The following is a 26,626-nucleotide window of genomic DNA, read 5'->3' on the forward strand; positions in this document are numbered from 1 at the left end:
GCTCCGCAAGGAGCGCCTTTTCGTTTGAATCGTAGCGTGTACGACCTGCCCGCTACCAGGTCGCCGTAAAAGCCTTCTGCAGCTCGGCCGGCGCCGTCACGCCGCCCGCGATCAGCAATTGCGTGAGCACGCGCGCCTTCTGCGGATTGAGGTCCTCGGACACGACGAAGCCGTTCTTGTCGTCGTCGACCTCGACGTTCCTCGTGACGAAACCCGAGCGAACCCGCGTCGAGCGAACCACGATGATGCCCTTCTTCGCCGCCGCTTCGAGCGCGTCGAGCGCCGGCTTCGAGGTGTTGCCGTCGCCGACGCCGGCCAGCACGATGCCCTTGGCGCCGTGCGAAATGGCATCCTCGATCGGAACGGCGTCCATGTTGGCGTGCGAGTAGACGATCGCGACGCGCGGCAATTGCTCGCCGGCCGGAAGCTGATAGATCGCGCGCTTGAGACCTTGAGCCTGCGCCATGAAGCGAATGCCGCCGGCGGTGTCGACATAGCCGGCCGGGCCGTCATTGGCGGAACTGAACGTCTCGATGCTGGTGGTGTTGGTCTTGGTGACCGAGCGCGCGCCCTGAATCTTGTCGTTCAGCACCGCCATCACGCCGCGCCCGCGCGAGCGCGGGTCGGCCGCCACCTGCACCGCCTCGTAGAGATTGCCGGGGCCGTCCGCGCTCACCGCCGTCGCCGGCCGCATCGAGCCGACGATCACCACCGGCTTGTCGCCCCGCACCACGTTGTCGAGAAAGAACGCGGTCTCCTCCAGCGTGTCGGTGCCGTGGGTGATGACGACTGCATCCGCCTCGTTCTTGTCGAAGGCCTCCTGGATGCGGCGGGCCAGCGCAAACCAGACCTTGTCGTTCATGTCCTGGGATCCGATCGACGAGATCTGCTCGGCATTCAGCTTTGCGAGCTTGTCCAGGCCCGGCACCGATTGCATCAGCTGCTCGCCCGAGATCTGGCCGGATTTATAGGCGCCGGTCGCTCGCGCGTCGGCCTGGCCTGCGATGGTGCCGCCGGTCGCAAGCACGAGAATGCGCGGCAGGCTGCCCGATTCCGCGGCCTGCGCCGTGGCGATGCCCCACGACCAAAGTGCGAAGGCGATCAGCGGAACGGCGAGGATTAACGGCCGATTTCGGCGGTGGATTGCGGGTCTGGCGGCATGCTTCGTCATCGAATTCTCCTCCCGTTCAAGTTGGGAGCGATATTCGACACGCCCAATGGGGCCGAAGATGGGTCAACCCAATGCTTGTCGCTAAGGATTATCCCGCCGCGGCATAAAATGGTCGAGCAAGCCCGTCGGCAGCGGAAAGACCACGGTCGATGACCGTTCGCCCGCGATATCGTGCAGGGCCGCGAAGTAACGCAGCTGCATCGCCTGAGGCTCCTGCGCGAGAATCCGGCCGGCCTCGACGAGCTTTTCGGCAGCCTGCTGCTCGCCCATCGCATTGATCACCTTGGCACGCCGCAGGCGCTCCGCCTCGGCCTGTTTGGCAATCGCGCGCACCATGGTTTCGTTGATATCGACGTCCTTGATCTCGATGCCGGTCACTTTGATGCCCCAGACGTCGGTCTGCTTGTCGAGGATCTCCTGGATGTCGGCGTTCAACCTGTCGCGCTCGGCCAGCATCTCGTCGAGCTCGTGCTTGCCGAGCACCGAGCGCAACGTCGTCTGCGCGAGCTGGCTGGTGGCGGCCATGTAATCGCCGACCTTGATGATGGCTCGTTCGGGATCGACGATGCGGAAGTACAGAACGGCGTTGACCTTGACGGACACGTTGTCCCGCGAAATCACGTCCTGCGGCGGCACGACCTGCACCATCACCCGGAGGTCGACCTTGACGAGTTGCTGCACGACCGGAATGAGGATGATGAGGCCCGGGCCCTTCACGCCGGTGAAACGGCCGAGCGTGAAGATGACGCCACGCTCGTATTCGCGCAGGATTCGAATGGCCTGGGATAGAAACATGATGACAAGCAGCAGAAGCGCCGCATAAGTCAGATATTCCAGCATCATGATGTACCTCCCTCACCGGTCCTGGCCGGTGCGCGCCGTATCAGCAGCGTCAGGTCGACGACGTTCGCGACTTCGACCGTCTCTCCGGGCTTGAACGTTTCGGCGCCACGCGCCTGCCAGCGTTCACCATGGGCGAAGACGTGACCTTCGCTCCCACTCCAGTCGAGAACCTCGGCGGGCAAGCCTCGCATCGCCTGAGCGCCGACCCGCTCCGGAGCCCGGGCGGCACGCCGAAGCGAACCAAGAACGACCAGAGCAAAGCCGGCGAACACGGCTGCCGTGATGCCGATCACCCACCACGACAGGTGGTAACCGGGCGCCTCGACCCTGAAGAGCATCAGCGCTCCCAGCACGAAAGCGATGATCCCCCCGAGACCGATCACCACCGTCGGATTGAAGGCTTCGACCGTGAGAAGAACGATACCGACCAGCATCAGGGCAAGGCCGGCATAGCTGATCGGCAGCAAGTTGAGCGCATAGAGACCGATCAGCAGGCAAATCGCGCCGACCACGCCGGGAGCGACGGCCCCGGGAGACATGAACTCGAAGATCAGGCCGTAGATGCCGACCATCAGGAGAATGAACGCCACATTCGGATCGGTGATGACCGCCAGGAAGCGGGATATCCATCCGGGGTCGATGGCTTCGACGACCGCATCCTTCGTCGCGAGACGCTGCGTCTTGCCGCCTGCAACCTCGACCTCGCGGCCATCGAGCTGCCTCAGCAACTCAGCCTGATCGCGCGCGACGAGTTCGATGGCATGGGACTGCAGCGCGCCGTTGGCAGAGAGAGTGGCGGCCTCACGGACCGCCTTCTCCGCCCAATCCGCATTGCGGCCACGCAGCTCCGCAAGGCTGCGGATGAAGGCAACCGCGTCATTGGTCACCTTTGCCGTCATCGCATCCTTGAACTGATCCTTGGACTGATCCTTGGACTGATCCTTGGGCTCGCTCTGCTGGTCGCCGTCCTTCTTGTCCTTGCCGCCCTTGTCCGGTGTACCGCCCGGCAGCCCCGGCAGCGGTCCGCCAATCTGCACCGGCGTTGCCGCACCGATATTGGTGCCCGGCGCCATCGCCGCGATGTGGGTCGCATAAAGGATATAGGTCCCCGCGCTCGCCGCGTGGGCGCCGGAGGGAGCGACGTAACCGACGACAGGGACGGGCGAGGCCAGCACATCCGCAATGATCTCGCGCATGCTGGAATTGAGACCGCCGGGCGTGTTGATTCTCAGAAGCACGACCTGGGCGCGCCGTTCGCTTGCCTTGGCCAAGGCCTCCTTCACGTAACTGGCCGACGCAGGGCCAATGGCCCCTTCGATCGACACAATCAGTGCAAGGCGGCTGTTCTCCTCCGCTGAGCTGGGAAGGAGGCAGCAGATCAAAGCAACGACGCCAATCGCCGCAACGAGGGCCGCCTTCATGGTCTGCACGGCAGGGCTCCCTTGCAGAGCATATGGTGTTGGTCTCTCGAACCTCAATGCAGCCGTGCGCTGGTGCAGGCCCCTGTCGTGATTGTGCGATGCAATGGAAACCGCCCCGTAGATCGGTTGAGCACGGGGCGACGGCGGGCGGACCATGCCTTGAGCTGATCCGCCCACGCATTCCGTGCTGCTAGCGCCGCGCGATCCGCGCCCCGTCCGCTCCGATCGCGCCGAACGTGCTCGCGATGATCTCAGCGGTCGGCTGCATGCCGCCGAGCGACCAGTGCGAGGACTCCTGCTCATCGATCCCGACCCAGACGTTGCGGCGGAAATCCGGGCTGCCTGCCCTTCGACCTCGACCAGGAGGTCGGTAACGCAGCCGATCAAGGCGATCGCGCGCACGACCGGCCATGAGGACGAGAGCAGCTTTCGCAAGGCGTTCCGCAACCGCACCTTGATGTCACCGCAGGCCTATCGCGCGCGACGGATGGAGCGGACGATGTGAGGCGCCTTCGAGCCGCCCGCTTTCGTTCTGCATCCGACTCCACTTCGTTCTCAAAGAACAAATCAGAGCCGCAAAAATCGGGGCGGACCAATTCCTACTGATTGGTTTACGTGGGGCGGATTAGCCGAAGGCGTAATCCGCCGACTGCTGGTGCACGCGCTCTCCAAAGTCGCCATCCGTGCTGCCGTCTCTTGCCCAGTCCTCCGGAAATAATCCGGACTGTACGTCTCGGGGCATTGAAGCTGCCCAATCAAGACAAGATGGCGGATTACGCCTTCGGCTAATCCGCCCTACACACCAGCGCGCGTCGTCACTCGTCCGGAAAATTCACACCGATTGCGGTCACCACCGGCGCCCATTTCGCCAGTCCTCGTAGGGCGGATTAGCCGAAGGCGTAATCCGCCGACTGCTGGTGACGCTCATGCGCTCTCCAAAGTCGCCATCCGTGCTGCCGTCTCTTGCCCAGTCCTCCGGAAATAATCCGGACTGTACGTCTCGGGGCATTGAAGCTGCCCCATCAAGACAAGATGGCGGATTACGCCTTCGGCTAATCCGCCCTACGGCGCGCTTTGGGCCAATGCGGCGGATGCGAGCAGGAGAAGGACGGCGACGGTAGCGCTGCGCTTCATCGCGAGGCCATCCCATCGCGGGAGAAATTCGGCCATTGAGCTGCCCTTAGCGAACAACGCCAGCCGCGTCGTCGCCGCTCGGAATCAGCCAATCGAGTCCGATCAGGCACGCTTCGAGGATAACGAACGCGACAATGCCACCGACCCAGCCGAAGAAGACGATGGAAAAGGTCCCGAGCAAGATTGCGCAAAACAGGTCGGCAAGCACCTTGCAGACGCGGAAGTCTCGGTCTTGTCCAGATGGGAAATACGGCATCGGGCTCCCCTTTCGCTGCTCTGGGCCTGGACTTAGCCACAGCGCGAGGCGACCGTCTACTCCGCCAGCCTGCTGATCAGTTGCGACGTCGCAATCGAGGTCTAAGGCTCCCTGCGCAAGGGCAGCGTTCGCAGGTCACCGACAGGCCTCTAATATTTTTGGATCAATCCCCGGGCGGGGATACCTCCTCAGTTCTTCGGCTGGCCGAAATCGAGCGGCGGCGGCAGCTCGATGTCGGGAATTTCGATCTTGATCTTGTCCAGATCCACCTTGGTGGGAGCATCCAGCAGCCCGGTGACCGTGATCGGAAATGCGATCACGACCGCAACCATGATCGCCTGCAGGCCGATCCAGGGCATCGCGCCCCAATAGATGTCCGAGCTCTTGACCTCCTTCGGCGCCACGCCGCGCAGGTAGAACAAGGCGAAGCCGAAGGGAGGATGCAGGAAGGAGGTCTGCATGTTGACGCAGAGCATGACACCGAACCAGATCAAGGCAGCGTCCGCCCCGACGATGGGGGTGAGCAGCTTCTGCGCGATCGGTGCGATCATCGGGATGATGATGAAGGCGATCTCGAAGAAGTCGAGGAAGAAGGCGATGAAGAAGATGAACAGGTTCATGAAGATCAGGAAGCCCCAGACCCCGCCCGGCAGCGATGTCAGCATGTGCTCCAGCCAGACACCACCGTTGCAACCGAGAAAGACGATCGAGAAGCAGGTCGATCCGATCAGGATGAACGTCACCATGCAGGTGATGCGCATCGTGGTCTCGTAGCCCTGCTTGACCAGCAAGCGCAGGTCCGGAATCCTGATCGCCTCGATGCAAACCCAGGCGACGGCGAGATAGGCAATCGCGAAGGCGATCTTGAACGGCAGATTCGGCGTGAGGTAGATGCCGATGATCGTGCCGACACCCGCCGCCGCGACGCCGACGAGCAGCACCTTGTGACCGGCCGAGCTGAAATCCTTGTGATGGATGACGGCAAGGACGATCGCGCCGACGGCGCCCATCGCGCCGGCTTCGGTCGGGGTGGCAAGGCCAAGCATCATCGTGCCGAGCACCACGAAGATCAGGACGGCGGACGGGATGATGCCCAAAAGGCATTTGCGCCAGAGCGCCCAGCCCGTGAGCGTCCTTGCTTCCTTGGGCACTGCCGGGACGTGGCCCGGCTTGATCACGCTCAACGCAAACGTGTAGCCGGCGAAGAGTGCGATCTGGAGGATCGATGGGCCCCAGGCGCCCAGATACATGTCGCCGACCGACTTCCCGAGCTGGTCCGCGAGCACGATCAGAACCAGCGAGGGAGGCACCAGCTGGGTAATGGTGCCGGAGGCTGCGAGCACGCCGGTGATGTAGCGCATGTTGTAGCCGTAGCGGATCATCACCGGCATCGAGATCAGCGCCATCGCAATGACCTGCGCCGCCACCGTCCCCGTGATCGCACCGAGGATGAAGCCGACGATAATCACGGAATAGCCGAGACCGCCGCGAACGGGGCCGAACAACTGCCCCATCGAATCCAGCATATCCTCGGCGAGGCCGCATCGTTCGAGGATCGCGCCCATGAACGTGAAGAATGGAATTGCCAGCAGCAGCTCGTTCGCCAGAACGCTGCCATAGATACGCTCCGGGATGGCCTGGAGGAAGCTGAATCCGAAGAATCCTTCGTGGATCGCGAGAAATCCGAACGAAAGCCCGAGAGCGGCCAGCGTGAAGGCGACCGGAAATCCGATCAGCATGGCCAAGACCAGCCCGCCGAACATCAGCGGCGGCATCATCTCAATCGTGATCATTGGGTCGGCCGCTCATATTTTGCGTCGATGGTGACTTCACCGCGCAAGGCGGCGGCGCGTTTGATGGCCTCCGAGACGCCCTGCAGAGCGACCATGAAGAACCCGGCCGGCAGCACGAACTTGATCGGCCACCGCAGGAGACCGCCCGCGTTGTTGGACATCTCTCCGATGATGAACGAGTTGTAGAACATCGCCCATGAGAGGTAGCTGAGGAGCAGGCACGCCGGGACGAGGAAAACCAATGTCCCGATCAGGTCGAGCCACAGCTGGCCGCGTTCGGACAGCATGAGGTAGAGGATTTCGACGCGCACATGCTCGTTGCGCTTGAAAGTGTAGGACGAGCCGAACATCACGACGACGGCGAACATATACCACTGCGTCTCGAGCCAGCTGTTGGAGCTGTAGCTGAAGGCATACCGGATCATCGCATTTGCAGCGCTGACCACGCAGGCCGCGAGCACCAGAATATTACAGACGTTACCGACCTTTTCGTTCAGCCAGTCGATAGCCGTACTCACCGCCAACAATGGGCGCATCGATGCCTTTTCCCCGCTCGCTGAGTGCTACCCCCGAACGCGCAGGACCATGGCGCTGAATCAGCGACCGTCCAGGTCTGCGCGGGAGCTAGTTCACCCTCCTGATGCTTCCGCTCATTATTGTTGTCGGTTTTCGCCGGGATGTATTCGGGTCCCGGCCGCGCGTGAAGCACGGCACCTTTACCGTCAGCAATTTCGTGGTCAACAGGAAAATGGACAGTTTGCCGCAGTGACCTCAAAAATGAGTCACTGTGCCTAATTTGGTCGATGCACGAGACAGCCGGCAATCCGGCTCTCGGACCCGCCTAACCCTCGACGTCGTACTGCTTGCAGAGGTGATCGCCGATCTGGACAAGCATGGCGACGCATTCAGGGTAGCCGGGCCGATCCGAGGTGGCCCGGTCTGCGCTGGCTCGAAACTCCCAGGAATTGCCATCACGGAGGATCGAAATCGTCATTCCATCGGGACAATCGGCATGAACCTTCAACTCGGCCTTGGCCATGGCGATCAGCTCGCTTTCAGTCTTCACAGGTCTGCTCATGAAAGTCATCCTCCGTCCCGGGACAGAACTTAAGGTGTATCTGCCAAACCCACCAAGCAAGTCTTTCCGATAAAGCGGCTCCCGGCATTGGGATAGCGCAATGCGTCCCTGCCAGGGCCCCTCCCGAGAGGCGTCGGGCAAAACACCCGGTCAAGCCCTCCACGGAAAAATATTCCTCTTTCCCGAATTTCGGATTTGTGGCATAGACGCCTCATCCCGGCCCTGCCAAAGGGGCGCTTCGCGATCGTCACGAAATGCGGGCCGGGTGGCGGTGGACGCGGTAGCGCCGGCGCGATCAGCCTGATGACAGGGCGGGCAACCGTGAGTCTTCAGGGGACGCGATACGACCCGGCGCGGTCACAGCGGTTTCGTCGATGCCTGGGGGCGAGCACACGCAAGCCTCCGGATATTCCGGCGGGATCGTCCGCGGACGGAGAAGTCGTGTGGTCCTGACGCCCGGGGTCTGTGCGTCAAGGCTTGCGGTGATGCGGCGGTCCGACCGGGCACGTGCATCGATCATTCCCGCAAGGCGACGGGGGCAATAGTGCATCGCTCCCCGAGGAGAGCACGAAGGACACCGTTAAAACCATCCGCGCAGGGAAGGCCGGGCGACCGGCATCACCTGTGGTCCACCCCGTGTGCATCTTCGTCGCGCACGGACTTGGGGTGCCGCCGGCGCCCGGCCTTCCCTGCGCCCTTTGGCCTTCAAAGCGCGCGAACGAAGCGACAAAGCTCGGGCGAAATGCGCCGCGAGAATGCGAGCGCGCGTCTGCCACCACACACTCCCTGTCATCGCCCGCGCAGGCGGGCGATCCAGTATTCCAGAGGCCATCGTGATTGAACCGAGAAGCCGCAGCGTACTGGATTCCCCGCTCCAGTGCGCAAATGCGCACAAGGCGGGGAATGACAGTGTCATTTGGAGAAGCACACTGCCGGCCCACTCTCTGTCATTGCGAGGAGCTCTTGCGACGAAGCAATCCAGACCGTCTCCGCGGAAAGACTCTGGATTGCTTCCGCCTTCACCAATGCTTCGGCGGACAAGTCGCTGCACTCGCAATGACGAGCTTAACGCAGCTGTGCGCCAGATTTCGCTCTCGTGCCCTACGCCGCCGCGCGCTGCCGCGCGGCCAGCGCTTCACCGAAGGCTTCGAACAGCTTGCGGTTGATCGGATTGTGCTGCGGATCGTATTCGGCGTGCCATTGCACGCCGAGCGCGAAGGTCGGGGCTTCCGCGATGCGGATCGCCTCGATGGTGCCGTCCTCGGCGACGCCCTCGACCAGCACGCGCTTGCCAGGCTCGAGGATGCCCTGGCCGTGCAGCGAATTGACCCTGATCTTCTCGCAGCCGAGCAGTTTTGCGAACGCCCCGCCCGGCGTCAGCTCGACGTCGTGACGGTCGGCGAACACCACGGTCGGATCGGGGTGGATCTCGCCGTTCTCGAGCCGGGGCATGCGATGGTTCATGCGGCCGGGAATTTCGCGGATCTCCGGATGCAGCGAGCCGCCGAAGGCAACGTTCATCTCCTGGAGGCCGCGGCAGATGCCGAACAGCGGCACACCGCGGGCGACGCAGGCGACCGAAAGCGCCAGCGCCACCTCGTCGCGATGGATATCGTACGGCTCGTGGCGCTCACACGGGTCGACATTGAAGCGGGTCGGATGGACGTTGGCGCGGGCGCCAGTGAGCACGATCCCGTCGACCACGTCGAGCAGCGCGCCGATATCGGTGATATCGGGCGCACCCGCGAACATCATCGGCAGGCCACCGGAAACCTCGGCCACGGCGCGCAAATTGCGCTCGCCCACCATCTGGACCTGAAATCGATTTTCGACGCGATGGGCATTCCCGATCACGCCGACGACCGGCTTTCTCATCTGTCGTTCCGCGCCTCTCCGATAAGAAGATTCTCCAAACATGCCCTTGGGCTGGAACAAATTCAACAGAAGGGATCGCGGACGGCAATGCTATTTTCGCGCAAATGCCTCCCGGGCCTCGCCCCCGGCGGGCAGCCCGGCGGCCTGCAGCGCGGTTGCGGCCGGATCGCCCCGCGCGGCCAGCCAGGGCAGTTTCGCGTCGATGCCGCGCGTCACGGGCTCTCCGAGCGCCCCACCGAAATCAACCGGCCAGAACCCGTTGGGCACGACTTCGACCGTGATGCCGCGGATCGCATACCCCTCGCCCAGAACCGCCTCCGCGTGGTCGCGGGCGACGAGGCGCGCGGTCTTGGGATCCTTGGGATCGCCCAAGCTGACGAGCACCGGCACGAGGTCTCCCTGCACCGGGACAACGCCGGTCTGCCGGTGGATATCGTTGAACGAGACGCGGTTGCCACGCGCGGCGCCATAGGCACGGAGCGCGACATAATTGATGTCGTCGAAGTCCAGCTTCGCGTCCTGCCGGTGCGCCAACAATGCCACCAGATTCTTGCCTTTGGCGCCGGCCTGGCCGAGGTCGACGAACACGGCCTCCCCGCGCGTGGTGGTGCGGCCGCCGCGGTTATAGTTGCGGTCGGGCACGACGGCCAGAACGCCGGATCCGGTCTTGATGCCGTCAGGTGTCGTGACCTCGACCGTGAGACGAAATTTGTGGCCGGGCCGGTTGATCCGGATCTGGTCGCCGACCACGAGCACGGCCAGAAGCCCGAGCAGACCGGCCCATTTGCTGATGAAGCTCAAACCGCCCCCATTGTTCTTTCCTCATCGCTCTGCACCGTTGGCAAGCCGACGTCAAACCAGCGCGTTGACGCGGTCTTGATCCGAAGCGCGTTTGTCGAGAGAGTGCAGCGCGCATTGCGCTGAAAAGGACCCGATGTGACCATGTCGTCCAAAGATGAACGCTCCCGGACCCGCGGCGACCTCGCTTGGGCGATCTCGGTCGGGGGCATCGGTGTCGTGCTGTTCACCGCGCTGCTCGCCTTCACCTGGTATTTTGCTGCCACCCTGCTGCTGATCTTCACCGGCATGCTGCTTGGCCTCGGCCTCAACGCGCTGACGGGCGCGCTCGGCCGCCGCGTGCCCCTGCCGCATCCGGTGCGGCTCGCGATCGTCTGCACCGCGCTCGCTTTGATGCTCGCCGGCATCGCCTATCTCGGCGGCGCCACCATCGCCGAACAGGCTTCGCTGCTGAGCAAGACCATCAAGTCGCAGATCGGGAACGTGAAGTCGTTCCTGGACAACCACGGCATCGACACCAGCTTCTTCGATTTCGGCAACGGCGCGACCGACGCCTCGGCCACTGCGCCCTCGGAGACGGCGCCCGCACCAGCAGCGCCCTCGCGCGGTCCCCTGCCCGGCGCCGGCGCGCTGGCCTCCAGCGGCGGCGCGATCGTGAGCCAGACCTTCAAGCTGCTGCTCGGCACCATCCACGGTGTCGGCAACATCTTCATCGTGCTGTTCCTGGGCTTCGCCTTCGCCGCCCAGCCCGCAATCTATCACGATGGTCTGCTGTTCCTGGCGCCGGCGAGGCACCGCACCCGCGTCGCCCTCATCATCGACCGCACAGCCGAGACGCTGGAGCGCTGGCTGATCGCGCAGATCATCGTCATGCTCGCAGTCGGCGTGGTGACCTGGATCGGGCTTGCCGTCATCGGCATCCCCAGCTCGTTCATCCTGGGAATTCAGGCCGGCCTGCTCGCCTTCATCCCGACCATCGGGGCCATCATCGCCGGCGTCGTCGTGGTGCTGGCGAGCCTCGCCTCGGGCTGGATCCCGGCGCTATCGGCCTTTCTGCTCTTCATGGGCGTGCACGCCATGGAGAGTTACGTGCTGACGCCGATCCTGCAGCGGCAGGCGCTGGACATCCCGCCGGCCACCCTGTTCGCGTTCCAGATCCTGCTCGGCGTCGTGTTCGGCATCTGGGGCCTGGCGCTGGCGCTGCCGCTGGTCGCCATCGCCAAGGTCATGATCGACCATTTCAAGTCCTATGAGGCGCCGACTCTGGCAGAAGCGGCCTAGAGCATGATCCGGAAAAGTGTGCAGCGGTTTTCCGATAAGATCATGCTCCAGAAATAAGCCCTCAGGTCGTGAGCACAGTCTCGGTGTGCTCGACCTCGGGCGGCGAGGCAAAGTACTGGCCAACGAGGCCGCGCCATTCGGTGAAATTCTCCGAGCCGCGGAAATCGACGGTGTGATTTTCCAGCGTCGCCCATTTCACCATCAGCCGGTAGCGCTGCGGCTTTTCGATCGATTTGTGCAGCTCGAAGCCGTGAAAGCCCTTGGAGCGGCCGAAGGCGGCCTTGGCTTTGGCGACGGCGGCCTCAAAATCCTTCTCGCTGCCCGGCTTGACGTCGATTTGCGCGATCTCGGTGATCATCGGTTTCCACCCGTTTTTTGTTCGATAGGCGTGTCTAGCGCAGCCGGCGAAAAAGAAAAAGGCGCCGAAACGGCGCCCTGGTCGGTCCAAAAATGCAGGTCTCTCAGATGAGCAGCAGAACGCTGCCCGCCACGATCAGGGCGCAGCCGATGAACAGCGCGAGCGGCCAGTAGCTGCGGCGGCCTTGCGTGTAACGCCCCTGCGCGCGGCGCTCGGTGATCAGCGCGCTCTCGTATTCATCCGCAGTGGAGAACAGACAGGCGAAACCGCTGCGTGCCGAGGCTGCAGCGGCTTCGAGCGACATCAGGGCAGCTTGCGGATTCTGTCGACGGATCGATTCCATGACCGCAATGGTAGGGATCGAATGGTAAACAGAGGATTACCGCGATGCTGCCTTGCGTCTCAGGCGGTGGCCGGCCGCGGCTGCGGCGCACTGATCCGCGCGGCGCTCTGGCGGCGCCAGTTCTCCAGCGACAGCGGCAGCTCCTCCGCCGCCTCGACGCGGTTACGGCCGCCGCGCTTGGCCTGGTAGAGCGCGGTGTCGGCGGATGCCAGCAGCACCTCGAGCTCGGTGCCGGCGGGCCCGCCGGCGACGCCGATGCTGACGGTGGTGTCCACCGGACCCTCGTCGACCACGACGCCGGAGGTCTCGAACGCCTCGCGCACGCGCTCGGCGACCAGCACGCCCTCCTCCAGCGAACACGGCAGCAGCGCTGCGAATTCCTCGCCGCCGATGCGGCCTGACATGTCGGTGATGCGCAAATTGCTGACGACGACGGTCGAGAACAGTTTCAGCATCTCGTCGCCGGCGGGGTGGCCGAAGCGGTCGTTGATCGACTTGAAGTGGTCGATGTCGAAGATCATCACGGTCACGGGACGTCCGGCCTTGGCCTCGCGCTCGATCACGCGGCCGCAGGCTTCCGAGAAGCCGCGGCGGTTGAGCATGCCGGTCAGGGGATCGGTCGACGCGGCGGTGCGGTGCGCAGTCACGGTGCGCTCGGACACCAGCATGAAGATCACGAACACGGTGCCGACGGCATAGAGGATCAGTTCGACCGCGAACACCTTGACCCAGATGCTCTGGGAGAAGCCGGCATCGTGCGGACGCAGGAAGCTGCCGATCAGGACCGGCAGCATCAACACGCAGCCATGCATCACCGGCATCACGAAGGCGGGCCAGCGCCGCTGCAGGCTCTTGCGCCGTTCGGTCCAGAGCTCGCTGGCGGTCAGTGCCGCATAAACCGAGACGATGCCGGCGCCGACGATCATCCGCAACATGGATGCCTCGGGGGCGAGCAGCGTGACGGCGGCGACCCAGGCGAGCGCACCGAGCACGAGGCCCGGCCAGTTCGGCTTGCGGCCGTGGAAGACGCGCGCCGCATTCCACACCATGCCGCAGGCGACGAAGCCGACCGCGTTCAGCGCAAGGTAAAGATGCGGGCCCAGCCTGTCGCCGGCTGCGGTCCACAGCGCGACGGAGGCGGCACCGAGCAGATACGCGGTGCCCCACCATTTCAGTGCAGGGCTATTCTCCTGCCTGCCGAAAAACACCATCATGGCGCCGAGCAGTGCGGCAACCATGGTGGCGACCAAATAGAGCGTGATGCTATCGAGCGACATCATGTCGGCCCCCTCTAGAACATAGCAGTTACGCGACCGGCCCCAGCCGTTTGCGCGCCCTTCCGAATGCGACGCTAGGTCGCGCGGGTTCCATTCAGGTTTTCGCGGGAGGCCAAGTTTTCGGGAAACACGCCATCAATTTGCATACAAACGAACAACAAAAAGGGCGCTGAAATCAGCGCCCTTTTGCATCTCATTGAAGCCGCTTTCGCGGCGAATGTGACCGAAGCGATTAACGCTTCGAGAACTGGAAGGACCGGCGGGCCTTGGCCTTGCCGTACTTCTTGCGCTCGACCACGCGGGAGTCGCGGGTCAGGAAGCCGCCCTTCTTGAGCACGGAGCGCAGCTCCGGCTCGAAATAGGTCAGCGCCTTCGAGATGCCGTGACGGACCGCGCCGGCCTGGCCGGACAGGCCGCCGCCGGCAACCGTGCAGATCACGTCGTACTGGCCGGAACGCTGGGCCACCGAGAACGGCTGCTCGATCATCATGCGCAGCACGGGACGGGCGAAATAGACCTCGACCTCGCGCGAGTTGACGGTGACCTTGCCGGCGCCCGGCTTGATCCAGACGCGGGCGACCGCGTCCTTGCGCTTGCCGGTGGCATAGGCGCGGTTGAACTTGTCGACCTTCTTCTCGTGCTTGGGCGCATCGGGCGCCGCCGCCGTCTTGAGCTGCGAGAGCTGGTCGAGCGACTGGATGGATTCGGCCATGTTATGCGGCCCTCGTGTTCTTGCGGTTCAACTTGGCGATGTCGATCTTCTCGGGCTGCTGCGCCTCGTGCGGATGATCGGCGCCGCCGTAGACACGGAGGTTGCCCATCTGCACGCGACCGAGCGGGCCACGCGGGATCATGCGCTCGACGGCCTTCTCGAGCACGCGCTCGGGATGCTTGCCCTCGAGGATCTGGCGCGCGGTGCGCTCCTTGACGTGGCCGACATAGCCGGTGTGCTTGTAATAGGTCTTCTGCTCGCGCTTGCGCCCCGTGAGGACCGCATGCTGCGCATTGATGATGATGACGTTGTCGCCGCAATCAACGTGCGGGGTGTAGGTCGGGAGGTGCTTGCCGCGCAGGCGCATGGCGACGATGGTGGCGAGGCGGCCGACAACCAGACCCTTGGCGTCGATCAGCACCCACTTCTTCGTCACCTCAGCCGGCTTTGCCGAAAAGGTTTTCATGTCAGAGTTTCCGTGGACGGGGAGCATCGGCGCGAACACCGCGCCGGACTGCGCGGTTTTCTAGAGAAGAGACGCGCAACGGTCAATGCCCATGAACCGAAATTAGCATCGCAATATCAATGGCTTGAAAATATGGTGCTATATTACCTGCGAAAAGCTCAAACATTTGGAATGGAATAGGTCGAGGTGACATGGGCGATCGGATCGGGCGAGCTGCCGGACAGCAGTTTCACCTCCCCGACCGCCAGCCGCTTGCCGAGCTTGAGCAGCCGAGCCTCCGCCAGCACGTCCTGACCGGGCTGGCCCTTGCGCAGGAAGTTGATGTTGAGATTGGTGGTCACGGCGAGCCCGACCGGCCCGATCGCGGACAGCAGCACCACGTACATCGCGAAATCGGCCAGCGCCATTAGCGTCGGGCCGGATACGGTTCCGCCCGGCCGCAGCATCCTTTCGCTGTAGCGCTGGCGCAAAAGGCAGGTCTGACCGTCCGCGCTTTCGATCGTGATGTCGTCGCCGCTGAACGCCTGGGGAAACTCGTGACGGAGGAACTGCTCGACCTCTGCCACGCTCATTTTCGCTGACGCCATGCTGTTCCCCACCCTCGCTTCACTTGCCCTGTTACATTAAGTTATCTGCGTCATTCAAATGCAATAATCCAACGGAAACGCTTCGATGTCCGCCCAGGCTGCCCGCGCCCCCTCCCCGCAACCGCCGATTCTGCTGCGCGAGACCGTAGGCCCGATCGCCGTGCTGACGCTGAACCGCCCCGCCGCGCGCAACAGCCTGTCGGCGGCGATGATCGCCAGCCTGCATGCGGAGCTCAACGAGATCCGCGATGACAAGGCCGTCCGCGGCGTCGTGATCGCGGCCAACGGTCCGGCCTTCTCCGCCGGCCACGACATGAAGGAGCTGACCGCGCGCCGCACTGACGCCGATCGCGGCCGCGCCTTCTTTGCCGAGATGATGACCGCCTGCAGCGCGATGATGCAGGCGGTCGTGCACCTGCCAAAGCCTGTGGTCGCTGCCGTCCAGGGCATCGCGACCGCGGCTGGCTGCCAGCTCGTGGCAAGCTGCGATCTCGCCATCGCCTCGGAGGCAGCACACTTCGCCACGCCCGGCGTCGACATCGGCCTGTTCTGCTCGACACCAATGGTGGCACTGTCGCGCAACGTGCCGCGCAAGCAGGCGATGGAGATGTTGCTGACGGGCGAGCCGATCCCGGCGACCCGCGCCCGCGAGATCGGGCTCATCAACCGCGTGGTGCCCGCCGGCACTGAACGCGACGCCGCGATCGAGCTCGCGCAACAGGTCGCGCTGAAATCCGCCTACACCGTCAAGCTCGGCAAGGAAGCATTCTACCGCCAGGCCGAGATGAGCCTTGCGGATGCCTATCGCTATGCCGCAGAGGTGATGACCGAGAACATGATGGCGCGCGACGCCGAGGAAGGCATCGGCGCCTTCATCGAGAAGCGCGCGCCGACATGGCGGGACGAATAGTCAACTCCTCATCCTGAGGAGCCGCGGAACGCGGCGTATCGAAGGATAGAGGCCTGACTGTGGCTTGATGGTTCGAGACGCGCGTGCCGCGCTCCTCACCATGAGGGTCAGAGAAAGAAAAAGATGAACCACGACGCCTATTCCGACAATTACATCCGCGCCATCCTCAACAGCGTGAAGTCGATCGCGATGGTCGGCGCCTCGCCGGTCAACGTGCGACCGAGCTATTTCGCGTTCAAATATCTGGCGCAGCGCGGCTACGACATGATCCCGGTCAATCCCGGCCATGTCGGCAAGGAGCTGCTCGGCAAACCCTTTATCGCCTCGCTCTCCGACATCGGCCGTCCCATCGACATGATCGACATCTTCCGCAATTCCAGCCACATCATGCCTGTCGTCGAAGAGGCGCTCACGCTCGACCCGCTGCCGAAGGTGATCTGGATGCAGCTCGGCGCGCGCGATGACGTAGCGGCGGCGAAGGCGGAATCGGTCGGTATCAAGGTGGTGATGAATCGCTGCCCCAAGATCGAATATGGCCGCCTGTCATCCGAGATCTCCTGGATGGGCGTGAATTCGCGCACGCTCAGCTCCAAGCGCGCGCCGGCACCGACGCAAGGCATGCGGCTATCCCTCAATCGGATGAGTGTCGGCGGCGGCGACACTGCGGCCTCCGATCGCGCGGCCAAAAACAAGACCGAGCAAAGCTGACGCAATTGCGAGGGATTCATTTTGCCAACGCGACAATGCGTAGCAAGATCATTCCCAAATGGTCTTGACGTGAAGCGGCGCCTTGACGGCGAGCGCGGCGCCCATCAGCATGCCGCGCGATTTCAGACCAAGAGAACAGGACGCCCTCAATGAGCGATCGCCTTCCGGGATTTTCAACCCTCGCCGTGCATGCCGGTGCACAGCCCGACCCCACCACCGGTGCGCGCGCGACGCCGATTTATCAAACCACCTCGTTCGTGTTCAACGATGCCGACCACGCCGCCTCGCTGTTCGGTCTGCAGGCGTTCGGCAACATTTATACCCGTATCGGCAATCCCACCAACGCCGTGCTGGAAGAGCGGGTCGCCGCGCTCGAAGGCGGCACGGCCGCGCTTGCGGTGGCCTCGGGCCATGCCGCGCAGGTCGTGGTGTTGCAGCAATTGATGCAGCCCGGCGACGAGTTCATCGCTGCGCGAAAACTCTATGGCGGCTCGATCAACCAGTTCACGCACGCCTTCAAGAGCTTCGGCTGGAACGTGGTGTGGGCCGATCCCGACGACGTCGCGAGCTTCGAGCGCGCGGTGACGCCGCGCACCAAAGCGATCTTCATCGAGTCCATTGCCAATCCCGCCGGCAGCATCACCGACATCGAGGCAATCTCGACGGTGGCCCGGAAGGCGGGCGTGCCGCTGATCGTCGACAACACGCTGGCCTCGCCCTACCTGATCCGCCCGATCGACCACGGCGCCGACATCGTCGTGCACTCGCTGACGAAGTTTCTGGGCGGTCACGGCAATTCGCTCGGCGGCATCATCGTCGATGCCGGCACCTTCGACTGGTCGACCGGCGGCAAATATCCGATGCTGTCGGAGCCGCGACCGGAATATCACGGCATCCGCCTGCAGGAGACCTTTGGCAATTTCGCCTTCGCGATCGCCTGCCGCGTGCTGGGCTTGCGCGACCTCGGCCCCGCGCTGTCGCCGTTCAACGCCTTCATGATCCTGACCGGCATCGAGACGCTGCCGCTGCGCATGCAGAAGCAATGCGACAATGCGAAAGCGATCGCCGAATTCCTCGCCGGCCAACCGGCGGTGGCCTCGGTCAGCTATGCCGGCCTTGCGAGCGACAGGTATCACCAGCTCGCGCGCAAATACGCGCCACGGGGCGCGGGCGCCGTGTTCACCTTCAGCCTGAAGGGCGGCTATGACGCCGGCGTCAGCCTGGTGTCGAAACTGCAGCTGTTCTCGCACCTGGCCAATGTCGGCGACACCCGCTCACTGGTGATCCACCCGGCCTCGACCACGCACAGCCAGCTCGACGACGCCGCCAAGGTGAAGTCCGGCGCCGGCCCCGACGTGGTGCGGCTCTCGATCGGCATCGAGGACAAGGAAGACCTGATCGCCGATCTGGAACAGGCGCTGGGGGCGTAGTCACCGCAGTCATTCCGGGGCGCGCGGCAGCGCGAGCCCGGATTCTCGACGCCCGGTTCGGTGCTTTGCACCGCCCCCCGAATGACGGTCGCTTTGGCGACCGTCAGTTAACGATCATTAACCATATCTGCCCCATACATCGTCTTTGGATCGCCCTTTTGATTCGGAGCCGACGATGCTGCGCTGGATGGTGCCTGCCCTTGCGGCGATGCTGACGGTTTCAGCCGCCGTTGCCGCCGACTTGCCGGCCACGCCGAAGCGGCGGGCCGCAGCTCCCCCGCAGGAGCCGCCGCAGGTCTATGTCGATACCGATCCGGATGCGCTGATCTCGCCGGCCTATGGCGTCGGCAGCTACATCCGCAACCTGCCGGGCACACCGCTGCTGCCGGGCTCGCACACCCTGCCGGGCTATTACGGCCGCCCCTGGAGCTACGACTATCAGGGTGCGTATTACGGCGGGAAGCAGGTCGATTATTTCTGGCGCCTGCCCTATTCGTGCGGCATCTACGGCTATTGCTGATCAGCCGGGCTGGCCAACTGGAACCGCGCGCGGCTGCGCCTCCGCAGGTCGCCGCGAAGCGAGCCGCTCCACCTGCATCACCGCAAGCGTCAGCACGACGATTGCGACCGCCTGGTGCGACAGCGCGAGATCAATCGGCACCTGGTTGAGCAGCGTGAGAATGCCGAGCACCGCCTGCAGGCTCACCGCCGCGAGCAGCCAGAGCGCGCCGCTTGCCGCCGCACCTGCGCGCGAGCGCACCGCGTCGAACGCGTGGAGCGCGGCCAGCGCGAACAGCGCATAGGCGGTCATGCGGTGCTCGAACTGCACCGTCAGCACATTGTCGAACATGTTGCGCCACCACGGCGTCTCGAACCACAGCCGCTCGGCCGAGGGAATCAACGCGCCGTCGATCTGCGGCCAGGTGTTGTAGGCGCGCCCCGCGCGCAGGCCCGCAACCAGTGCGCCGAAATAGATCTGCACGAACGTCACGACGAGCAGCAGCGCGCTCGTGAAGCGCAGCCGCGCCGGTGCTGCGATCTGCGGCCGCTCCTTGAGCCGCCGCACCGTCCAGACAATGCCGGCGAAGATCAGCAGCGCGAGCACGAGATGCGTCGCCAGCCGATATTGCGACACCTCGACCCGTCCCGTCAGGCCCGAGGCCACCATCCACCAGCCGACCGCGCCCTGAAGCCCGCCAAGCGCGAACAGCAGCCACAGCCTGCGCTTCAATTCACCGGACAGGCCACCGCGCCACAGGAAGAACAGGAACGGCAAGAGATAGGCGACGCCGATGAAACGACCGAGCAGCCGGTGGCTCCACTCCCACCAGAAGATCTGCTTGAACTCGGACAGGCTCATCCCCGCATTGAGCTCGCGATATTGCGGGATCTTCTTGTAGGCCTCGAACGCCTCGGTCCACTGCGCCTCCGACAGTGGCGGCACGCTGCCCGTGACCGGCTTCCATTCGACGATCGAGAGGCCGGATTCCGTCAGCCGTGTCGCGCCGCCGACCAGCACCATCAGCGCGATCAGTGCGGCGACCGAGATCAGCCACCAGCGCACGGCGCGATGCGGGTTGGTTGGGACAAAATTCGTCGTCATTTCAGAGGTTAAAACCAGGGCTTGAACCGGACTGCGTGCCCCTTATAGTCCCCCGCTCCCGCAGCGCAAGTTACGCGAAAGCCGCTAGTAGTCCGTCATGACGATCCGCACCCGCAAGTTCCTCGGCGCCATCCTGCTCCTCGTGCTGGCCACGGTCTGGGCCCTGCTCGGCATGGCGGCGGCGCAGATGCCGTGGATCGCCGAGTCCGGCTGGCGGCAAGCGATCTATTACGTGGTGGTCGGCATGGGCTGGGTACTGCCGGCGATGCCGATCGTGAGCTGGATGCAGCGGCCTGATCGCGTTAAGTCTGGCTCGTAGCGGTCGGCCTCACCGGCGCAAACGCAACACCCGACACCAGTACGCGCAACATGCGCAGCGAGCGTACGCGGCCATCCCAGGAAATCCGCGGCAGCGCGCGCAGATTGGTCCGCCCCTCCGCGTCCACGATACCCGGGATCGTCGACACCGCGCTGGCAAAGCCGGCCTCCTCCGCCATCACGACGTGGCTGCGCCGGAACGAGGTGCGGTCGCCGAACGGAAAGGCGAGATGCTTGACATCGCGGCCGAAAGCGGCTTCGGCAACGGCCCTGCCCATCGCCATCTCGCGCAGCGCCGCACTGTCCTTCATGTTGGTGAGAACGGGATAGTTCACGGTCGCGCTGCCGATCGTGACGAGTGGATCGGCAGCCAGCTTCGCCAGATCCTCCCAATCCATCGACGCCTCGCGCGAGAGCGTGGCAAGATCAATGCGGTAGCGCGTACAGAGATCGGCGATCGCGGCCGATAGATCCGCCGGTGACAGCGAGCGCAGCCAGCTCTCGAGATGCGAGAACAGCGCCTGCTTCTCGGCATTGCCGGTGACGGTGAAGCGCTGCTCCCTCTCGCCCATCATCAGGTTGATGCGGCTCTCGCGCGCGATCACCTGTTCGAGCCCGAGCCACCAGGCCTGCCCGACACCATCGGGAAACGCGGTGGGCACGTAGACCGTGAAGGGCACGGCGTGATGCGTCAGCACCGGATAGGCGAAGTCGATGAGATCCTTGTTGGCACCATCGAAGGACAGCGCCACGAAACGCCGTTTCTCCGGCAGTGTCACCGCGCGCCGGCAGACCTCGTCCATGCCGAGAAAATCGTAGTTCCAGCGCTTCAACGCGCGAATGGCACGGTCGAGAAATTGCGGCGTGATCTCGTTCGCGCGCAGCGGCTGAAACCCGCCGCCCCGCCGTGGCCGCACCCGCGCAAAGCGCAGGATGGCGCCGGCACCTCGGCTGCGCAGCGCGGCCTGGCCGGTGAACCAGGCCAGCTCGAGGCGCAGCCGTTCCAGCCATCTGTCGTCGGATGCCAAGATCCCACCTTCGCGCCCCAGGGCGCCGTTCCCTCTCCATTGTCCTTACCCTTTGTTGACATTTCTTTGCAAAGGTCGGCCACAGGCCGAATTACGTCTATTTTGATTTCTCGACAGGTTTCGCGAATGACCATGGCTGCGGCGATGCAAAGCCGGACGGCAGAAGCGCCAGCGCGGTCGAAAGCGAGCCGTATCGCGCATGTCGATATCGTCACCGATCTCGGCGCCGCCGAGGCGGTCTGGCGCGCCTTCGAGGAGCCCGGCCATCTCTTCACGCCCTATCAGCGGTTTGATCTGCTGAGCCCCTGGCAGCGACTGGTCGGCGAGCGCGAGGGCGCGCGGCCCTTCGTCGTGATCGGCCGCGACGCCGATCAAAGGCCATTGATGCTGCTGCCGCTCTCGCTGCGCCAGAGCCACGGCGTGCGCACGGCCTGCTTCATGGGCGGCAAGCACACGACCTTCAACATGGGCCTGTGGGATGCCGCGTGCGCCGCACAGACCAGCGCCGCCAATCTCGAAGCACTGCTGGCGCCGCTGCGCGAACATGCCGACGTGCTCGCGCTGACACAGCAACCGCTGCGCTGGCGCGACCAGCCGAACCCGTTTGCGCTGCTGCCGCGACAGAGCGCGATCAACGGCTGCCCGCAGCTGGTGATGGAGCCCGGCGGCCCGCCGCCATCGCGGATCAGCAATTCGTTCCGCCGCCGCCTCAAGAGCAAGGAAAAGAAGCTCCAGCACCTCGCCGGCTATCGCTATCATCTGGCGACGTCCGATGCCGACGTCACCCGCCTGCTCGACTGGTTCTTCCGCGTCAAGCCGGCGCGGATGGCCGAACAGAAGCTCCCGAACGTATTCGCCGAGCCCGGGGTCGAACAGTTCATCCGCAGCGCCTGCCTCGCGCCGCGCGGCGAAGGCCGCGTCATCGACATCCACGCGCTCGAATGCGACGACGAGGTGATCGCGATCTATGCCGGCGTCGCCGACGGCGAGCGCTTCTCGATGATGTTCAACACCTACACGATGTCCGAGCACGCCCGCTACAGCCCCGGCCTGATCCTGATGCGCTACATCATCGATCGCTACGGCGAGCGCGGCTACCGCTCGCTCGACCTCGGCATCGGTTCGGACGACTACAAGCGGATGTTCTGCAAGGACGACGAAGATATCTTCGACAGTTTTGTTCCGCTGACCTCGCGCGGCAAGCTCGCGGCGATGGCGATGTCATCGCTCAGCCATGGCAAGCGCCTGGTGAAGCAGAACCAGATGCTGTTTGATCTGGCCAGGCGGCTGCGGCAGGCGTTCGGGTAATATCTCTCCGCGAACGCCGATATCGTAGGGTGGGCAAAGCGAAGCGTGCCCACGTCTTTTGCGGCTGTCTTGGACACGCCGTGGGCACGGCGCAAGTGCGCCTTTGCCCACCCTACGATTTCGCGTGTGCGGAGAGAGAAAGAAGAAGCCTACGCCGCCACCACGCGGGGCGCATCCACCGCACCCGAAGCCTGCACCGGCTTGCTCAACATCGTCACCTCGCTGAAGCCGACCGCCCTCAGCTGCTCGCACATCAACGTACGCGCATCCGCCGTCATCGACGCATCGGGCACCACGACGGCGCGGGCATGCGCCGTCAGCAGCTCGGCCGGAAGGTCGGAGGCGCTGCCGGCGTCGATCAGCACGTGATCATAGGCGCGCAGCAGCGCGTCGATGGCCAGCGTCACCCGCGGCGATTGCAGCACGCTGCGGTCGAAGCCGGGACGGCCGGCCATGACGAGATGCAGCCGCGACAGCTTGTCCCGGGTGATGATTTGCGCGAACGACGCCTCGCCCTGCATCAGCTCGGCAAGGCCGGGCGCCGAAGCGTCGACCGACACCGCGGCAATCGTCGGCGAGGACGCGGCGAGATCGACCACGACGACGCGCGTCTCGCGGGCCAGATGCCGGGCGAGCGTCAGCGTCGACAGCGTGATGGCTTCACCGGAAGCGGTGCCGAGCACCGTGACCTTCCTCGCCGCAGCGCCCGCCGCGCGCAGGCTGCCGGCCAGATGTTCGATCTCGGTGAATTCTGTGACGTCGGCATCATCAGGCATCTCCGGCTGAAGCGGCGCGGGCTCCGCCATGACCGCATCGGCGATCGGCTCGACCGCGGGCCGGACAACCGGCTGGACGACCGGCTGGACAGCCAGTTCCTGGCGCACCGGTGCCTGCGTTTGCACCGGGCTGAACGCGGCCACCGTGCGCGGCGCGGTCTGGCGCAACAACTCGCCGGTGACGACGACGCCGGACGAAAGCAGCAGCGTGGCGATCGTCGCGATCAGCACGATCGGCAGCTTCTTCGGATAGGCTGGCGTATTCGAGACGATGGCGCGCGAGATGATGCGGCCATCGGTGGGCGCGGTGTCGATGGTCTCGCGGGTATTGGCCTCGCGGTACTTGGCGAGATACCCCTCGAGCAGGTCGCGCTGCGCCTTGGCCTCGCGCTCGAGCGCGCGGAGCTGGACATCCTGGCCGTTGGTGGCGGCCGCCTGCTTCTTAAGCTGTTCGAGACTTATCGACAGCTCCTGCACCCGACCGCTGGCGGCCTTCGCATCGTTCTCTAGCGCGCGCGCGATCTTGGCCGCCTCGTCCCGAATCTGGTTGTCCAGCTCGGCGAGCTGCGCCTTCAGTTCCTTGATGCGCGGATGGTTGCCAAGCAGCGTCGAGGATTGCTCGGCGAGGGTCGCCCGCAATGCCACACGCTGCTGGGAAGGCCCGCGCACCGCGTCCGAGTTCAGAACTTCAGACGCCTCGATCGGCTTGCCGCTCTGGAGCATCTCGCGGATCAGGCGCGCCTTGGATTCCGCATCTGCCTTCAGCGCGCGCGCATTGTTGAGCTGGGTGTTGACCTCGCCCATCTGCTGGTTCGACAGCGTGGTGTTGTTGGTGCCGACGAACAGGCTCGACTTGGAGCGGAAGTCCTCGACCCTGGCCTCGGCGTCGGAGACCTTCTTGCGCAGGCTCTCGATCTCGCCGGCGAGCCACTGGCTGGCGTTCTTGGCCTGCTCCTGGCGCGCGCCCTGCTGGAGCACGAGATAGCCGTCGGCGATCGAATTGGCGACGCGCGCGGCAAGGTCCGGATCGGCGGACTGGAATTCGACCACGATCACGCGCGACTTGTCGACGGCGTAGGCCTGGAGACGATCGTAATAGGCATCGAGCACGCGCTCTTCCGGCGTCATCGAGAACGGATCGCGGCCGATACCGATCATCGCGGCCAGCGACTTCAGCGGGGAGATGCCTTGCAGCACGGGATCGAATTCGGGGCGTTCGGCGAGCTTGTTCTTCTTGATGATCTCCCGGGCCAGATCGCGCGACAGCACCAGCTGCACCTGGCTGGTGACGGCCTCGGCGTCGAGCGCCTGCCGCTCCTCGGTGCGGTCGCTGCTCGGACGCAGGAACACGTTCTCGCGGCCGTCGATGAGGATGCGCGATTCGGACTTGTAGCGCGGCGTGACGAGATTGACGACGGCGACGGATGCGACGAGCGCCAGCACCGTCGGCACGATGATCCAGCCGCGCTTGCGCGCCAATGCCGCGCCGAGCGCGTGCAGATCGATATCGCCGGATTCGACTTGGGCCTGCTTGGTGACGATCGGCGCAGGCTTTGCTTCAAGCCTGACTTCAGTCTTGGTCTCGACCTTGGTCTCAGGCTTGGTCTCAGCCTTGGTCTCAGCCTTGGGCGCGACTTCGGGTTTGGCCTTTGAGACGGCTCGCGCAACCACGGCCTTGTCCTTGCCGGCACGCCAGAACGCTAAACGCATCGAACACTCCCGCAGGGGCAACGCCACTAAGCTACCTCAACCGTGGCGATTACACTCCATTAAGGTTGCCGCTGGGTTAATCGCGGCATGCGGCGACGTGCGCAGGCGCACTCGTCACCGTTTGTTAACCACGAGGCCCCTTAATCCGTCTCGATATTTTCCTAGGATTTGTTCGGCATTCGCCGTCGCGCGCTGGTTTTGACTCATGCCCCCCTCTCCTGACCGGCCGCTTCGTATCCTGCACGCCGTGCGTGCTCCGGTCGGCGGCATCTTCCGCCACATCCTCGACGTCGCCAACGGCCAGGTCGACCGCGGCCATCATGTCGGCATTCTCGCCGACAGTCTCACCGGCGGCGAGCGCGCCGACAAGGCCCTTGCCGAGCTCGCGCCGCGGCTGAAGCTCGGCGTGCACCGGCTCGCGATCCGCCGCGAACCGTCGCCGGACGACGTTCTTGTGTGGTTGCGCATGCGGCGCCTGATCGCCACGCTCAAGCCCGACGTCATGCATGGCCACGGTGCCAAGGCCGGCGCCTTCATCCGCATGCGGCGACGCTCCGACGACACCATCCGCATCTACACGCCGCATGGTGGCTCGCTGCACTACCCCCTCAACACCTTCAAGGGCGAGTTTTACGCGCGGCTGGAACGGACGCTGATGGGCGCGACCGACCTGTTCCTGTTCGAGAGCGCGTTCGCGCGCGACACCTATCAACGCATCGTCGGCACGCCCAAGGGCGTGGTGCATTGCGTCTTCAATGGCGTCACGCCCGAGGAATTCGAGCCCGTCGTGACCACCGACGATGCCACCGACCTCTGCTATGTCGGCGAGTTCAGGCACATCAAGGGCGCCGATCTCCTGGTCGATGCCGTGGCGCGCCTGCACGAGGGCGGCAAGAAGGTCACGCTGACGCTTGGCGGCGACGGCGAGGAAACCGCGGCGCTGAAGGCGCAGGTCGAGAGACTCGGCCTCACCCATGCGATCCGCTTCATCGGTCACGTCAAGGCGCGCTACGGCTTCTCCAAGGGGCGGCTGCTGGTCGTCCCCTCGCGCGGCGATTCCATGCCCTATGTCGTGATCGAGGCCGGCGCCGCCGGCATTCCCATGATCGCTTCCCGCATCGGCGGCATTCCCGAGATCTTCGGCTCCGACAGTCCGGCCCTGTTCGCGCCGAGCAATTCCGAGGCGATGGCGGAGGCGATCGCCGCGGCGCTCGATGATCCCCAGACCACCGCGCAGCGCGCCGTGTCCTTGCGCGAACGCATCTCGGCGCATTTCTCGCAAGCCGCCATGGTCGACGGCGTGATCGCCGGCTATCGCGACGCATTTGTCAATCATTAACCATCCTTAAGCCCGCTTTAGAAAATCTTCCGATTTGTTCGATAATCGAAGGACCAGGGGATGCCGCCCGGGGCGCCAACGCTATTGGCCCGCGGGTGCTTGA

Annotated in this window: 27 protein-coding genes; 9 read left to right on the forward strand and 18 right to left on the reverse strand. The window is 64.4% G+C overall.

What is annotated here, in order from left to right:
- Nucleotides 1-52: 52 nt before the first annotated feature.
- The 3 genes from GGD67_RS33890 to GGD67_RS33900 all read right to left on the reverse strand — a co-directional run bounded on the left by GGD67_RS33890 (nt 53) and on the right by GGD67_RS33900 (nt 3,444).
- Nucleotides 53-1,171: an asparaginase gene (locus GGD67_RS33890; RefSeq protein WP_179738837.1), complete on the reverse strand. Its 1,119-nt coding sequence runs from the start codon at nt 1,169-1,171 to the stop codon at nt 53-55.
- Between the two features lie 81 nt (nt 1,172-1,252).
- Nucleotides 1,253-2,014 carry a slipin family protein gene (locus GGD67_RS33895; protein ID WP_018320108.1) on the reverse strand — a complete coding sequence of 254 codons (762 nt, stop codon included), beginning with the start codon at nt 2,012-2,014 and terminating at the stop codon, nt 1,253-1,255.
- The gene (locus GGD67_RS33900) at nt 2,011-3,444 is read right to left on the reverse strand and encodes a nodulation protein NfeD (RefSeq protein ID WP_179738839.1); all 1,434 of its coding nucleotides are present in this window, start codon (nt 3,442-3,444) and stop codon (nt 2,011-2,013) included. Before GGD67_RS33900 ends, GGD67_RS33895 begins: the two co-directional genes overlap by 4 nt.
- 274 nt (nt 3,445-3,718) lie before the next feature.
- Here GGD67_RS33900 and GGD67_RS33905 point away from each other — a divergent pair, with 274 nt between their 5' ends.
- The gene (locus GGD67_RS33905; RefSeq protein ID WP_179738841.1) at nt 3,719-3,940 is read left to right on the forward strand and encodes a hypothetical protein; all 222 of its coding nucleotides are present in this window, start codon (nt 3,719-3,721) and stop codon (nt 3,938-3,940) included.
- Nucleotides 3,941-4,615: 675 nt separating this feature from the next.
- Here the strand turns inward: GGD67_RS33905 and GGD67_RS33910 are convergent.
- From GGD67_RS33910 to GGD67_RS33935, 6 genes are all read right to left on the reverse strand, one after another.
- Nucleotides 4,616-4,825, reverse strand: coding sequence for a hypothetical protein (locus tag GGD67_RS33910; protein WP_179738843.1), 210 nt, complete (start codon nt 4,823-4,825; stop codon nt 4,616-4,618).
- A 188-nt stretch (nt 4,826-5,013) separates the two neighbouring features.
- On the reverse strand, nt 5,014-6,618 hold the full coding sequence (locus GGD67_RS33915; RefSeq protein ID WP_018320104.1) for a TRAP transporter large permease subunit: 1,605 nt from the start codon (nt 6,616-6,618) through the stop codon (nt 5,014-5,016).
- Nucleotides 6,615-7,154: a TRAP transporter small permease subunit gene (locus GGD67_RS33920; RefSeq protein ID WP_018320103.1), complete on the reverse strand. Its 540-nt coding sequence runs from the start codon at nt 7,152-7,154 to the stop codon at nt 6,615-6,617. Before GGD67_RS33920 ends, GGD67_RS33915 begins: the two co-directional genes overlap by 4 nt.
- A gap of 305 nt (nt 7,155-7,459) precedes the next feature.
- On the reverse strand, nt 7,460-7,696 hold the full coding sequence (locus tag GGD67_RS33925) for a hypothetical protein (protein ID WP_026202304.1): 237 nt from the start codon (nt 7,694-7,696) through the stop codon (nt 7,460-7,462).
- Between the two features lie 1,101 nt (nt 7,697-8,797).
- Complete coding sequence (locus GGD67_RS33930; protein WP_020508730.1) at nt 8,798-9,571, reverse strand: gamma-glutamyl-gamma-aminobutyrate hydrolase family protein; 774 nt, start codon at nt 9,569-9,571, stop codon at nt 8,798-8,800.
- Between the two features lie 90 nt (nt 9,572-9,661).
- Nucleotides 9,662-10,372, reverse strand: a complete 711-nt coding sequence (locus tag GGD67_RS33935; protein ID WP_179738844.1) for a hypothetical protein — start codon at nt 10,370-10,372, stop codon at nt 9,662-9,664.
- 141 nt (nt 10,373-10,513) lie between these two features.
- Between GGD67_RS33935 and GGD67_RS33940 the strand changes: the two genes are divergently transcribed.
- Entirely contained in the window at nt 10,514-11,650 is a 1,137-nt protein-coding gene (locus GGD67_RS33940; RefSeq protein ID WP_210286732.1) for an AI-2E family transporter, read from the forward strand.
- Between the two features lie 61 nt (nt 11,651-11,711).
- On the opposite strand, the gene GGD67_RS33945 is transcribed toward GGD67_RS33940, so the two are convergent.
- The 6 genes from GGD67_RS33945 to GGD67_RS33970 form a co-directional block, all read right to left on the reverse strand.
- The gene (locus GGD67_RS33945; protein ID WP_035673823.1) at nt 11,712-12,008 is read right to left on the reverse strand and encodes an antibiotic biosynthesis monooxygenase family protein; all 297 of its coding nucleotides are present in this window, start codon (nt 12,006-12,008) and stop codon (nt 11,712-11,714) included.
- A gap of 103 nt (nt 12,009-12,111) precedes the next feature.
- Nucleotides 12,112-12,351, reverse strand: a complete 240-nt coding sequence (locus GGD67_RS33950) for a hypothetical protein (protein WP_018320097.1) — start codon at nt 12,349-12,351, stop codon at nt 12,112-12,114.
- Nucleotides 12,352-12,410: 59 nt separating this feature from the next.
- Nucleotides 12,411-13,631 (reverse strand): diguanylate cyclase, encoded by a 1,221-nt coding sequence (locus GGD67_RS33955; protein WP_018320096.1) that lies wholly within the window; start codon nt 13,629-13,631, stop codon nt 12,411-12,413.
- Nucleotides 13,632-13,860: 229 nt separating this feature from the next.
- On the reverse strand, nt 13,861-14,340 hold the full coding sequence (rpsI, locus tag GGD67_RS33960; protein WP_018320095.1) for a 30S ribosomal protein S9: 480 nt from the start codon (nt 14,338-14,340) through the stop codon (nt 13,861-13,863).
- 1 nt (nt 14,341) lies between these two features.
- Complete coding sequence (gene rplM, locus GGD67_RS33965) at nt 14,342-14,806, reverse strand: 50S ribosomal protein L13 (RefSeq protein ID WP_011087726.1); 465 nt, start codon at nt 14,804-14,806, stop codon at nt 14,342-14,344.
- Between the two features lie 158 nt (nt 14,807-14,964).
- A complete protein-coding gene (locus tag GGD67_RS33970) occupies nt 14,965-15,393 on the reverse strand; it encodes a PaaI family thioesterase (protein ID WP_018320094.1) in 429 nt (142 codons plus the stop codon).
- A gap of 85 nt (nt 15,394-15,478) precedes the next feature.
- Between GGD67_RS33970 and GGD67_RS33975 the strand changes: the two genes are divergently transcribed.
- The 4 genes from GGD67_RS33975 (at nt 15,479) to GGD67_RS33990 (ending at nt 18,961) form a co-directional block, all read left to right on the forward strand.
- Complete coding sequence (locus GGD67_RS33975; RefSeq protein ID WP_179738848.1) at nt 15,479-16,303, forward strand: enoyl-CoA hydratase; 825 nt, start codon at nt 15,479-15,481, stop codon at nt 16,301-16,303.
- A gap of 123 nt (nt 16,304-16,426) precedes the next feature.
- Nucleotides 16,427-17,011, forward strand: a complete 585-nt coding sequence (locus GGD67_RS33980; protein ID WP_038973477.1) for a CoA-binding protein — start codon at nt 16,427-16,429, stop codon at nt 17,009-17,011.
- A gap of 149 nt (nt 17,012-17,160) precedes the next feature.
- Nucleotides 17,161-18,441 (forward strand): O-acetylhomoserine aminocarboxypropyltransferase, encoded by a 1,281-nt coding sequence (locus GGD67_RS33985; RefSeq protein WP_179738850.1) that lies wholly within the window; start codon nt 17,161-17,163, stop codon nt 18,439-18,441.
- 175 nt (nt 18,442-18,616) lie between these two features.
- Nucleotides 18,617-18,961: a hypothetical protein gene (locus GGD67_RS33990; protein WP_018320090.1), complete on the forward strand. Its 345-nt coding sequence runs from the start codon at nt 18,617-18,619 to the stop codon at nt 18,959-18,961.
- Here the strand turns inward: GGD67_RS33990 and GGD67_RS33995 are convergent, their stop codons facing one another.
- Nucleotides 18,962-20,044 carry a COX15/CtaA family protein gene (locus GGD67_RS33995; protein WP_179738852.1) on the reverse strand — a complete coding sequence of 361 codons (1,083 nt, stop codon included), beginning with the start codon at nt 20,042-20,044 and terminating at the stop codon, nt 18,962-18,964. It abuts the gene before it with no gap.
- Nucleotides 20,045-20,141: 97 nt separating this feature from the next.
- Between GGD67_RS33995 and GGD67_RS34000 the strand changes: the two genes are divergently transcribed.
- Complete coding sequence (locus GGD67_RS34000) at nt 20,142-20,363, forward strand: DUF2842 domain-containing protein (protein WP_018320088.1); 222 nt, start codon at nt 20,142-20,144, stop codon at nt 20,361-20,363.
- Here GGD67_RS34000 and GGD67_RS34005 read toward each other — a convergent pair.
- The gene (locus GGD67_RS34005) at nt 20,347-21,390 is read right to left on the reverse strand and encodes a polysaccharide deacetylase family protein (RefSeq protein WP_179738861.1); all 1,044 of its coding nucleotides are present in this window, start codon (nt 21,388-21,390) and stop codon (nt 20,347-20,349) included. The genes GGD67_RS34000 and GGD67_RS34005 overlap by 17 nt on opposite strands.
- A 126-nt stretch (nt 21,391-21,516) precedes the next feature.
- On the opposite strand from GGD67_RS34005, the gene GGD67_RS34010 reads away from it, so the two are divergent.
- Complete coding sequence (locus GGD67_RS34010; RefSeq protein ID WP_179738863.1) at nt 21,517-22,698, forward strand: GNAT family N-acetyltransferase; 1,182 nt, start codon at nt 21,517-21,519, stop codon at nt 22,696-22,698.
- A gap of 149 nt (nt 22,699-22,847) precedes the next feature.
- Here GGD67_RS34010 and GGD67_RS34015 read toward each other — a convergent pair whose 3' ends face one another.
- Nucleotides 22,848-25,184, reverse strand: coding sequence for an exopolysaccharide transport family protein (locus tag GGD67_RS34015; protein WP_179738866.1), 2,337 nt, complete (start codon nt 25,182-25,184; stop codon nt 22,848-22,850).
- Nucleotides 25,185-25,389: 205 nt separating this feature from the next.
- Here GGD67_RS34015 and GGD67_RS34020 point away from each other — a divergent pair, with 205 nt between their 5' ends.
- Nucleotides 25,390-26,523, forward strand: a complete 1,134-nt coding sequence (locus GGD67_RS34020) for a glycosyltransferase family 4 protein (protein WP_179738867.1) — start codon at nt 25,390-25,392, stop codon at nt 26,521-26,523.
- The last annotated feature ends 103 nt before the right edge of the window (nt 26,524-26,626 follow it).

The sequence above is a fragment of the Bradyrhizobium sp. IAR9 genome (genome assembly GCF_013408065.1).
Lineage (GTDB): Bacteria > Pseudomonadota > Alphaproteobacteria > Rhizobiales > Xanthobacteraceae > Bradyrhizobium.